General features: G+C 68.3%; 11 protein-coding genes. 9 read left to right on the top strand and 2 right to left on the bottom strand.

All coding sequences use genetic code 11. The features are described from left to right. Positions 1-8: 8 nt before the first annotated feature. Both OG555_RS03435 and OG555_RS03440 read left to right on the top strand, forming a co-directional pair. Positions 9-323, top strand: coding sequence for a type IV toxin-antitoxin system AbiEi family antitoxin domain-containing protein (locus tag OG555_RS03435; protein WP_329481083.1), 315 nt, complete (start codon positions 9-11; stop codon positions 321-323). Next, a complete protein-coding gene (locus tag OG555_RS03440) occupies positions 314-964 on the top strand; it encodes a hypothetical protein (protein WP_329481085.1) in 651 nt (216 codons plus the stop codon). The genes OG555_RS03435 and OG555_RS03440 overlap by 10 nt, the downstream gene beginning before the upstream one ends. 52 nt (positions 965-1,016) lie before the next feature. Here OG555_RS03440 and OG555_RS03445 read toward each other — a convergent pair whose 3' ends face one another. After that, on the bottom strand, positions 1,017-1,592 hold the full coding sequence (locus OG555_RS03445) for a histidine phosphatase family protein (protein ID WP_329481087.1): 576 nt from the start codon (positions 1,590-1,592) through the stop codon (positions 1,017-1,019). 104 nt (positions 1,593-1,696) lie between these two features. On the opposite strand from OG555_RS03445, the gene OG555_RS03450 reads away from it, so the two are divergent. The 6 genes from OG555_RS03450 to OG555_RS03475 all read left to right on the top strand — a co-directional run bounded on the left by OG555_RS03450 (position 1,697) and on the right by OG555_RS03475 (position 9,288). After that, positions 1,697-2,731, top strand: a complete 1,035-nt coding sequence (locus OG555_RS03450; RefSeq protein ID WP_329481088.1) for a LacI family DNA-binding transcriptional regulator — start codon at positions 1,697-1,699, stop codon at positions 2,729-2,731. Positions 2,732-2,742: 11 nt separating this feature from the next. Then, complete coding sequence (locus tag OG555_RS03455; RefSeq protein ID WP_329481090.1) at positions 2,743-4,038, top strand: sugar ABC transporter substrate-binding protein; 1,296 nt, start codon at positions 2,743-2,745, stop codon at positions 4,036-4,038. A gap of 4 nt (positions 4,039-4,042) precedes the next feature. Beyond that, entirely contained in the window at positions 4,043-4,984 is a 942-nt protein-coding gene (locus tag OG555_RS03460) for a carbohydrate ABC transporter permease (RefSeq protein WP_329481092.1), read from the top strand. After that, on the top strand, positions 4,984-5,796 hold the full coding sequence (locus OG555_RS03465; RefSeq protein ID WP_329481094.1) for a carbohydrate ABC transporter permease: 813 nt from the start codon (positions 4,984-4,986) through the stop codon (positions 5,794-5,796). Before OG555_RS03460 ends, OG555_RS03465 begins: the two co-directional genes overlap by 1 nt. Before the next feature lie 16 nt (positions 5,797-5,812). Beyond that, entirely contained in the window at positions 5,813-7,393 is a 1,581-nt protein-coding gene (locus OG555_RS03470; protein ID WP_329481096.1) for a glucoamylase family protein, read from the top strand. A gap of 83 nt (positions 7,394-7,476) precedes the next feature. Then, a complete protein-coding gene (locus tag OG555_RS03475; protein ID WP_329481098.1) occupies positions 7,477-9,288 on the top strand; it encodes a GH39 family glycosyl hydrolase in 1,812 nt (603 codons plus the stop codon). On the opposite strand, the gene OG555_RS03480 is transcribed toward OG555_RS03475, so the two are convergent. Next, entirely contained in the window at positions 9,194-9,955 is a 762-nt protein-coding gene (locus tag OG555_RS03480; protein ID WP_329481100.1) for a FadR/GntR family transcriptional regulator, read from the bottom strand. The genes OG555_RS03475 and OG555_RS03480 overlap by 95 nt on opposite strands. Positions 9,956-10,133: 178 nt before the next feature. On the opposite strand from OG555_RS03480, the gene OG555_RS03485 reads away from it, so the two are divergent. Next, positions 10,134-11,405 carry an ABC transporter substrate-binding protein gene (locus OG555_RS03485; RefSeq protein ID WP_329481102.1) on the top strand — a complete coding sequence of 424 codons (1,272 nt, stop codon included), beginning with the start codon at positions 10,134-10,136 and terminating at the stop codon, positions 11,403-11,405. Positions 11,406-11,453 lie beyond the last annotated feature (48 nt).

Genomic DNA, 11,453 nt, shown 5'->3' on the forward strand with positions numbered 1-11,453 from the left:
CTTGGGGGATGGACTGGTGGTGGAAGCCGCAGCTTGCCAACGACGGGCTCCAGGGGCTGATCCACGACCAAGGGCGGATCGTGTCACGCTCCCAACTGTTCGCCGCGGGCTGGACCGAGTCCCAGATCAGGCAGCCGATGCGGAGTAGGCGCTGGCAAACTGTTCACCCAGGCGTGTACGCGACGCACACCGGACCCATCGGGTACGACGAGCACCTGCTGGCGGCATTGCTCTATGCCGGTCCCGAAGCAGCCTGGAGCCACTACACCGCCGCGGAGCAGCTTGGCCTGCTCAACCGGACAGCAACCGTCCCGTGTACGTGACGATTCCGGAGCGCCGGCGGGTTCGCCCGCGGCCCAACGTCGTCATCCACCGCGACCAGCGCTGGGCCGACCGTCTCGCCCCGGTCGTACCACCGCGCCGGACACCCGCGGACGCCGTACTGGACATCGTCGGACTCAGCCGCTCGGTGGACCAGGCAGCCGCCGTGATCGCCGAGGCATGTCAGAGCGGCCGGGTCCGTCCCGTCGACATCGCGACTGCGCTGGCCGACCGTCCGCGGCTGCGCCATCGGCGGCTGCTACGGCCGATCCTCACCGATGTCGCGGCCGGGTCACACTCGTTGCTCGAGCTCCGTTACCTGCGGGACGTGGAGCGTCGGCACGGACTGCCGACCGGCGTTCGGCAACGGGCGGTGGAAGGCGAGTTCACCGACGTCTTCTATGCCGGCTTCGAGCTCGTGGTCGAGCTCGACGGCCGCTTCCACCTCGTCCCGAACCGGCGGTGGCGCGACCTCGACCGGGACAACCGCGCGACTCTGCGCGCCGAGGCGACCCTGCGCTACGGATGGATCGACATCACCGGCCGACCGTGCGAGGCCGCCCTACAGGTGCTTCGGGTCCTCCGCCGCACCCAGCCCGACCTAAAGGCCAAGCCCTGCGGCCCGTCCTGCCCGGTGCGCTGATGGTTTCCGGAACATCACTGCCACCCTGTGCAAACTTTGTTCCGGAAAGCGGCTAGGCGTTCCAGTGGTGGATGGCGGGGGAGCCTCGTTCCCAGCCGAGGACTGAGATGGTGGCGGTGTTGAGGACGAAGTGGCGGCCCTCGGTGACGTCCAGTTCCAGCCAGCGGGCGGTCAGGGCGCGGAGGGCGTGCGAGTGGCCGAAGACGAGGACGTCGCCGGGTACGGCGGCGATGCGGGCGTTGACGCGGTCGATGCGGGCGGCGACCTCGGTGGGGGTTTCGCCGTTGGGTACTGGGTCGGCCCAGACCGTCCAGCCGGGCACGGTCTTGCGGATGTCCGCGGTGGTGATGCCCTCGTAGTCCCCGTAGTCCCACTCGACCAGGTCGTCGTCGACCTCCGCGTCCGGGTAGCCGGCGAGTTCCGCCGTACGCCGGGCCCGTTGCCGGGGTGACGTCAGCACCAGGTCGAACTTCTCCCCCGCCAGCCGCTGCTTCAAACCCGTCGCGACGCGCTCCCCTTCCGGGGTCAGCGGCAGGTCGGTGACGGACGTGTGCCGGCCCGACCTGCTCCACTCGGTCTCGCCGTGCCGGACGAGAAAGAGCTGGTCCTCGCGTTCGTGTGTGGTCACCGCTTCATCGTCGCAGATCGGCTCCGAGGTCTTGACCGATGCACCTCGGACAGGGCAGGGTCGGAAACTGTAAGCGCTTCCACTCTGACCTCCAGGAGCGACACGTGGCATCCGGAACCACCGGCCGGCCGGCGACGATCTACGATGTCGCGGCCCGGGCGAAGCTGTCGATCGCGACGGTTTCGCGTGTCCTGCAAGGGACTGGACCGGTTTCGGAGAAGGCCAGGGCCCGGGTCGACCAGGCGGCCCAGGAGCTCAACTACGTACCGCTGCGCGCCGCCCGCAGCCTGGCGGTACAGCGGCATGAGGCGCATGGGCTCGTACTGCCCGACCTGGCCGGCCCGTTCTACGGCGATCTGTTGATGGGGTACGAACGCTGGGCCGGCGAGCACGGCCAGAGTGTCGTCATCACGGTCACGCACGGCAACCCCGATCCCCGCCGCAGCGTCCGCGACCTGGCCGGGCGGGTCGACGGAATCGTTGTCCATGGCAACGCTCTCGACCTGGCCACGATCCAGGGGCTGCGCAAGGCCGGAGTACCGCTGGTGCTGATCGCGCATCCGCCGATCACCGGGTGCGACTCGGTCCGCAGCGAGAGCTCCGCGAGTGCCGAGCAACTCACCACGCGGCTGCTCGACCACGGCCGGACCAACCTGCTCTTCGTCGGCGACCCCGCCAGTTCGTACGACGTCTCCGAGCGGTACGCCGGTTTCGGCAAGGCGCTCGAGCGACGCGGCCTCGAGGTGCCGAAGCCCGAGCGGGTGCCGTTGACCGAGGACGCCGGTGTCGAGGTCGCCCAACAGATGCTCAAGGCAACCAAGAACCGGCCCGACGGGCTGGTGTGCGCGAACGACGAGCTCGCGTTGGCCGCGCTGGCCACGTTGCGCGCGGCGGGGGTCGGCGTACCGGGGGACATCGTGGTGACGGGGTGGGACGACGTGATGGCGGCGCGGTACGTGTCGCCGGGGCTGACCACTGTGCGGCAGCCGATGGCCGAGTTGGGCCGGATGGCGGCGCAGCGGTTGCACGAGCGCGTGTCCGGAGATCGGTCGCGGGCGCGGAACGACGTACTGGCGACACAACTCGTGCTGCGGGACAGCTGCGGCACGAAACCGGGGGATGCGGAAGTAACCGAGTGAGGAGACAACACATGTTCACCCACAGCATCCGCCGCCGACTGGTGATCGGCAGTGCTGCGCTCACCGCCACAGCGCTCGCGCTGGCCGGTTGTGGCCGATCGGCGGACACGCCGAGCGGCGGGGCCCAGGCGACGACCACGGTCAGCGAAGGACCCGCCACCGGCAACCTGACCGTCTGGGCGATGGGCACCGAGGGCGAGAACCTGCCCAAGCTGATGGAGCAGTTCCAGCAGGCCAACCCGGGCGTGAAGGTGACCGTCACCCCGATCCCGTGGGACGCCGCGCACAACAAGTTCACCACCGCGATCACGGCGCAGTCGCTGCCGGACGCAGCGATGGTCGGCACCACCTGGATGGGCGAGTTCGCCGACCTCGGCGCACTCGACCCGACCCCGCAGGGCTTCGACAACTCCGGCTTCTACCCGGGCGCGCTCGACACCACCAAGGTCGGCGGCACCCAGTACGGCGTTCCCTGGTACGTCGAGACGCGGTTGGTGTTCTACCGCAAGGACCTGGCCGCGAAGGCCGGGTTCAGCACGCCGCCGACCGACTGGGACGGGCTGAAGGCGATGGCCAAGGCGATGCAGGAGAAGGCCGGCGCCAAGTACGGGATCAACCTGCAGCCGGGCGGCGCGGGCTCCTGGCAGACCGTGATGCCGTTCGCCTGGTCGGCCGGCGCGAACATCACCGGTGACGACCAGAAGGAGTTCACCTTCGACACCCCGGAGATGCAGGAGGGGCTGAAGTACTACCAGAGCTTCTTCACCGACAAGCTGGCCGGCACCGACCTGCCGCCGAACCAGACCGAGGCGCAGTTCGTCAACGGGCAGGTGCCGATGTTCATCTCCGGCCCGTGGATGGCCGGGTCGGTGGCGAAGGCCGGCGGTGAGGCGATCAAGCCGAACATCGGCGTGTTCCAGATCCCGAAGAACAAGACCTCGACGTCGTTCGTCGGCGGCTCCGACTTCGTCGTGTTCAAGTCGTCGAAGAACAAGGACAGCGCCTGGAAGCTGGTCAAGTTCCTGTCCGACCAGAAGACGCAGGCCTCCTGGTTCAAGCTGTCGTCCGACCTGCCGGCGGTGAAGAGCGCGTGGCAGGACCCGAGCATCGCGGCCGACCCGCTGCTGCCGGTGTTCGGCAAGCAGCTCGAGGACGCCAAGGCGCCGCCGGCGATCGTGAACTGGGAGCAGGTCGCGACCGCGTTCGACGCCGAGGTCGAGAAGATGGCGAAGGCCGGCCAGTCCCCCGCCGACACGGCCAAGGCCATCCAGACCAAGGCGACGGCGATCGGCACCGGCGGTAGCTGAGCCGATGTCTACTCTGACTGAGTCGCGGCCCCGGGCGGAACGGCGTACGCCGTCGCCCGGGCGCCCGCGGCGAAGGATCACCCGCGAGACCGCGGCCGCGTGGATTCTGGTGTTGCCGTTCGTCGTGCTCTTCCTCGGGTTCACGGCCGGGCCGGTGCTCGGGTCGTTGGGGATGAGCTTCACCGACATGCGGCAGCGGGATCTGCGGACGCCGTTCGCCGTCAACGGGGTCGGGCTCGACAACTACGTGAAGGCGTTGTCGGACGAGACCTTCCGGAAGGCCGCGTTCAACACGGCGTACTTCGTGATCCTCGGCGTACCGCTGACACTGGTCGTCGCGCTGGCGGCCGCGGTGTTGCTGGACCGGGGCGTGAAGCGGTTCCAGGCCCTGTTCAAGGTCGGGTACTACCTGCCGGTGGTGACGTCGATCGTCGCGATCGCGGTGATCTGGCGGTTCGTGCTGGCGCCGGACTCCGGGTTGCTGAACACCGCGCTCGGCTGGGTCGGCATCGACGGGCCGAACTGGCTGGCCTCGAAGACCTGGGCGATGCCCTCGCTGATCGCGATGGCGGTCTGGCGGAACTTCGGCGCGGCGATGATCATCCTCCTGGCCGGGCTGCAAGGCATCCCGCAGTCCGTCGAGGAGGCCGGCCACATCGACGGTGCGGGCCCCTGGCAACGGTTCCGGTACCTGATCCTGCCGTTGCTGCGGCCAACGATCCTCTTCACCAGCGTGGTCACCGGCATCGGCTACCTGCAGTTCTTCGAGGAGCCGTTCGTGATGACCCAGGGCGGGCCGCTGAACAGCACGATCTCGGTGTCGATGTACACCTACCAGCAGTTCGGCTTCGGCAACTACGGCCTGGCCACGTCGATGGCGTACATCCTGTTCGTCGTCATCGCGGTGATCACGTTCATCCAGTTCCGGCTGCTGAGGGAGAAGTGATGCGCCGCACCTGGTGGATCTACCTGATCGGGGTGCTCGGTCTGGTCGCCGTCGCGGCGCCGTTCCTCTGGATGGTGCTGGGCAGCTTCAAGACGCAGGGCGAACTGCTCCGCGTCCCGCCGACCTGGTGGCCGGAGAACGCCACCACCGAGAACTACGACGCCCTGTTCAGCAAGGCGAACTTCCCGCGCTACTTCCTCAACTCAGCGATCGTCGCGCTGGTCGTCACGGCCGGGAACCTGACCTTCTGCTCGATGATCGGCTACGCGCTGGCCAAGCTGCGGTTCAAGGGCCGCAACGCGCTCTTCGTGCTGGTACTGGCCACGCTGATGATCCCGGGCATGGTCACGTTCGTGCCGCTGTTCGTGCTCGTCACCAACGCCGGGCTGGCGAACACCTACCCGGGCCTGATCCTGCCGTTCCTGGTCTCGCCGTTCGGCGTGTTCCTGATGCGGCAGTTCTTCCTCGGGCTGCCGGACGACCTGATGGACGCCGGCCGGGTGGACGGCACCAGCGAGCTGGGCATCTTCGCCCGGATCATGCTGCCGCTGACCCGGCCCGCGCTCGCCACGCTCGGCATCCTCACCTTCCTCGGTTCCTGGAACAACTTCCTCTGGCCGCTCGTGATCGCCCAGACCGAGGACAAGTACACCCTTCCCGTCGCCCTGGCGCTGTACTCGACCGGACAGAACGCGCAGAACTTCGGCCTGCTGATGGCCGGCGCGGTCGTGGTCGTCCTGCCGGTGCTGGTGATGTTCCTGGTCTTCCAGCGCCACGTCACCAAGGGCATTGCCATTACTGGCCTCAAATAGACCGTCTGGAGACAAGATGACCGCCACCATCAGTCGCCGCACCCTGCTCACCGCCGCCGGTTCCGCCGCTCTCATCGGCGCCACGGCCTCCTCGACCAGTACGTCGTACGCCGCGAGCCCCGCCCAGCTTCTCAAGGGCGGCTGGAAGCCGACCACGTCCGACCGTGCCCTGGTCGGACGCTGGGCGCGGGACACCTGGCGCAGCCTGGTCGCGATGACCGACGAGACGACCGGCCTGCCCGCCGACAACATCGGCGAGTCCGTGACGAGCCCGATCCGCAGCAACTACACGTCTCCCACCAACATCGGCGGCTACCTGTGGAGCACCATCGTCGCCCGTGAGTTCGGCATCATCTCCCCTGGCGAGTCCCTGCGCCGGATCAGGCAGACGCTCACCACGATGTCGCGGGTCGACCACCATGAGCCGAGTGGCATGTACTTCAACTGGTACGACGAGGCGACCGGCGAGGTCCGGTACGTCGACCCGGACGGGACGAGGCCGATCACGCCGTTCGTGTCGAGTGTCGACAACGGCTGGCTCGCCTGCGCCCTGATGGTGGTCCGCAACGCCGAGCCGGGCGCCCGAGCCCTCGCGGACTCCCTGCTGAACAAGATGAACTTCGCCTACTACTACAACCCCGCGGCCCGGCCCGGCGGACTGATGCGCGGCGGCTTCTTCGAGACCCCACCGCCGGACGAGGAGACCGACAAGGGCAACCACGCCGGCACCGGTCCGGACGTGTACTACCGCAAGTTCCACTACGACACCTGCAACACCGAGGCCCGGATCGCCGGATACATCGGCTTCGCGCTCGGCCAGGTCCCACACACGCAGTACTTCGCCACCTACCGGACCTTCCCGGACAGCTGCGACTGGTCGTGGGTGGAGCAGCGCCCCAAGGGTGTGCACCGGACGTATCTCGGCCTCGACGTCTTCGAAGGCACCTACACCTACCGTGGCATGCGGCTCGTTCCGTCCTGGGGCGGTGACATGTTCGAGTCCCTGATGCCCGACCTGTTCATCCCCGAGGCGACCTGGGCGCCACGCAGCTGGGGCATCAACCACCCGCTGACCGTCCGTGCGCACATCGAGCACGGGCTGGACGACGCCAAGTACGGCTACTGGGGCTTCTCCCCCGCCTCGAACCCGAAGGGCGGGTACTCCGTCTACGGTGTCGAGGCGATCGGGATGGACCCCGGCGGCTACCCGTCCGACCTGGAGGCGACGAACTACGACGCCGGCTTCGAGGGGTGTCGTGAAGGCACCAATCCCAACCCGACGTACGGCGATGGCGTGGTCACCCCGCACGCGGCGTTCCTCGCGATGCAGTACGCACCCCGGCAGGCGATCGACAACCTGAGCCGGATCGAGACGAATCTGCACGCCTACAGCCGCGGTGGCTTCTACGACTCGGTCGCGGTGAAGTCCGGCCTGATCGCCAAGCGCTACCTCGCCCTCGACCAGGCGATGGTGATGGGTGCCATCGGCAACGTCTTTGCCAACGACCTGGTCCGGCGCAACTTCAGCAGCCCCCAGGTCGAGCAGCGGATCCGGCCGCTGATCGCGATGGAGCAGTTCGAATCCGGCCTCGCCTGACCCTGTCCACCCCGTTGCGTCCGAAGATTCGTGCCCTATAGCCCTCGGTTCTTCGGACGTAACGACCAGAGAGAGATTGATGCATGCAGCAGGACGCCAAGACCGACTGGGACGAGCGGATCGCGCTCCGCAGTGACGAGGAGCGCACGTTCTCCTTCCCGGACCTCGATCCGCCGAAGGAGGTCTCAGCGGTCGGTGGCGTCGGCCAGGTGACGATCGACTGGTCACCCGTCGACGGCGCGGCCGGCTACCTGATCCTGCGAGCGGCCGGCGAGCACGGGAAGCTCGAGCCGGTCGATCACCACAGTGGAGACGTCCTCTCCGTCCCGGCGCCGCCGTACGTCGACACGACCTGTACCCCGGGCACGCCGTACCGCTATGCCGTCGCAAGCGTGCCCGAGGTGACGATCAGCGGACGGCCGAGCCACACCGTCGGCGCCGTCCCCCTGGTTGCCGCTGACACGGGTCCCCAGGTCGACGTGACCGTCGATGCCGTTGCCCAGGGCATCGAGTTGGCGAAGCCGTGGGTCCCGATGGTCGGCAGTGAGCGGCTGAGTCAGCTGCTCTGCACCGACCGCACCGGCGGGCACGAGATCGGTGCCGAACTCGAGCAGGCGCTCCGGCGGATGCACGACGAGATCGGCGTACGCACGGTCCGGGCGCACGCGATCTTCCACGACGACACCCGGGTCTACACCGAGGTCGACGGCGAACCGTCGTACGACTTCGAGGTCGTGGACGCGATCTACGACAAGCTGCTCGCGACCGGGCTCCGGCCGGTGGTCGAGCTCGGCTTCATCCCGCGCGACCTGGCGAGCGATCCAACCAAGACGGTGTTCGCGTACGGCGCGATCATCTCGCCACCGAAGTCGTACGAGCGATGGCACGACCTGGTTCGCGCACTGGTCCAGCACCTCCTCGACCGGTACGGCCCCGACGAGGTGCTGACCTGGGACTTCGAGGTCTGGAACGAGGCCAACCTCGAGGTGTTCTGGTCCGGCACGAAGGCCGAGTGGTTGCACCTGTACGACGTGACCGCGGCGGCCGTGAAGTCCGTCGACGAACGGCTCGCGGTCGGTGGGCCGTCCTCGGCCGCGGCGGGCTGGGTGGACGATCTGCTCGCTCACGCCGCCGCCGAAGGGACGGCGGTGGACTTCGTGTCGACCCACACCTACGGTTCGCCGCCGCTCGACGTCCGGGCGTCGCTGGAGCGGCACGGGTTCGGTGACGCGCGGATCCTCTGGACCGAGTGGGGTGTGACGCCGACGCACTTCAACCCGATCAACGACTCGGTGTTCTCCGGGGTGTTCCTGCTGCGCGGGATGCGGTCGGCGGCCGGACGCGTCGACGCGCTCGCGTACTGGGTCGCGTCGGACCACTTCGAGGAGCTGGGTCGTCCGCCGCGTCTGCTGCACGGCGGGTTCGGGCTGCAAACCGTTGGTGGACTGGCGAAACCGCGCTATCACGCGATGACGATGCTCAGCCGGCTGGGGCCGGTCGAGCTGCCGGTGTCCGTGACCGGCGACGGCGGCGGCAGCCTGGTCGAGGCCTGGGCATCACGGGACCGCGACCGGATCGCCGTACTGCTGTGGAATCTCACCCTCGACCAGACCAAGGCCGCGGGTGCTCCAGAACTGTCCAGGACGGTCCACGTGCAGCTGCCCGGCGTGGATCCGTCCTGGCAGGCCACCGCCACCACGCTGGCCGCCGGTGCCGGCGACATCGCCTCGGCCGCGACGGATCTCGGCGACTGGCCGACCGATGAGCAACTCGCCGAGCTGGCCGAGCGGAGCAAGCTGGTCAGTACTCCACTGGAGTGGACCGGCTCAGGTCTCGACCTGACCTTGCCGATGCCCTCGGCAGTCCTCTTGGAGCTCGCTCCTCGTCGAGATTGACCGCCTCCTGGATCCAGCGCTCCACGCCGGCGATGTGCACCGTCGCCCAGGACCTGGCCACCTCGGGCTCGTGGCCCTCGATCGCGTCGAGGATGGCCCGATGCTCGGCCAGTGTCCGGGCGACGGCGTCGTCCTGGGTCAGGCCGCGCCAGATCCGGGCCCGGTAGGTGGGCTGGCGCAGGCTGTCGATGATCGAGGCGAGCGCCCGGTTGCCGCTGCCGACCGCGACCAGCCGGTGGAACTCCACATCGCTCGAGAGCAGGTCCTCCACGGACGGCTCCGGGCCTAGCTCGTCGAGCAGTTTGCGCAGCGCGGCGATGTCCTCGTCCGCCATCCGCAGCGCGGCCCGGGCGGCCGCGGCCGGCTCGAGGATCCGACGTACCTCGAAGAACTCCAGCACCGACGCGTCCTGATGCAGGTCCAGGACGAAGCCCATCGTCTCCATCAGCAGCGACGGGTCGAGACTGGTCACGTACGTCCCGTCGCCTTGGCGGACCTCCAGGACCCGGATCAGCGCGAGCGCCTTGACCGCCTCCCGCAGTGAGCTCCGGGACAGACCGAGGCGCGCGGCCAGGTCCGGCTCGCGGGGCAAGCGGTCGCCAGGTTGCAGTTCGCCGGTCACGATCATCTGCTTGATCCGGTCGATCGCTTCGTCGGTGACCCGCACACACACCCCCTCGTTCTCCCGGAAACATCCGATGTTCGTCGCAGAGACATCGGATGTCTGAGCGATTCTTCAGGCTCAAGCGTGAGTTTCGACCCTGAATTAAGGACACGAACTGTTGACTCATGTCAAGAGTTCGTCATATAGATCGGATGAATAGCACATCCCCTGGAGGTCAGCGATGAAAGCAACACCAGCGCGGGCACGCCGCTGGGCCACCGCCGCCCTGTCGGCGCTGGCTCTCACGGCTGTGGCCGCTTGTGGGGGCGGCAACGGCGGCAGCAGCGCCGGATCCGGTTCGGCCGATCAGGCCGACCTCACCTGGCAGTTCTGGATCGGAGGCACCGAGGACCAGGCCGCCTGGCAGAAGGTCGCCGACCAGGCCCACACCGACCACTCCGGCATCACCGTCAAGCTCCAGGGCACGGACTGGAACAGCTACTGGTCCAAGATCGGCACCCTGCTGGCGAGTGGGAAGGCGCCGTGCATCATCGGCATGCAGAGCCTGCGGACCGCGTCGTACGCGAGTGCGATGCTGCCGCTGGACGACCTGATGAAGAAGTACAACCTGAAGGCCGAGGACTTCGACAAGCCGATCATGGACGGCCTCAAGGTGGACGGGAAGCAGATCGCGATCCCGTACGACTCGGGCCCGATGGTGATCTTCTACAACAAGGACATGTTCAAGGCCGCAGGCGTCGCCGACCCGAAGCCGGGCTGGACGATGGACGACTTCAACGCGGCGGCGAAGAAGCTCACCGCCGCCGGGCGGACCGGCCTGGTGACGGCACCCGGCGACCTGGGTGTGACGTCGTGGGTGCGGACCTTCACCGGTGCCGAGCCGCTCGCCGACGGCAAGCTCGCCCTCACCGACCCGAAGTTCGAGCAGGGCTTCCAGAGCTACACCGACTTCGTCCGCACGGACAAGATCGCCCCGCAGGTGCCGTCCGGCAACACCGACTTCGAGACCACGCAGTTCACGTCCGGCAAGGCCGCGATGCAGCTGAACGGTCCGTGGTCGCTGATCGACACCAAGGGCAAGGTCAAGTTCCAGCTCGGCATCGCGCCCATCCCGGCCGGTCCGGACGGCTCCAAGACCTACACCGCCGGCTCGGGCTTCGGCATCTCCCGGTCCTGCAAGACGCCGGACGCCGCCTTCCAGGCCATCATGTCGATGACGAGTGAGAAGCCGCTGACCACGCTGGCCTCGGCCGGCCGCGCGTACCCGGCCCGCACCGCCGCGCACCCGGCCTGGTTCACGGCCGCGGGGATCGACGGCGCGAAGGAGACGCTGGACTACGCCTCCGAGAACTCGGTCCCGCTGGTCACGTCGAAGAACTGGGTCCAGGTGGCCGACCTGCTCGGCCGGTTCGGCACCCAGGCGCTGAACGGCGAGATCCCGCCCGACCAGGCGCTCAAGACCATCCAGGACCAGGCGGGCGCTGGGTCCTGATGGCGACTGCGCTCATGGCCGGGCCTCCGGCGCCGGCAGGGTCATGGG

Origin of the sequence: Kribbella sp. NBC_01484, assembly GCF_036227145.1 — a bacterium.
Taxonomy (GTDB): domain Bacteria; phylum Actinomycetota; class Actinomycetes; order Propionibacteriales; family Kribbellaceae; genus Kribbella.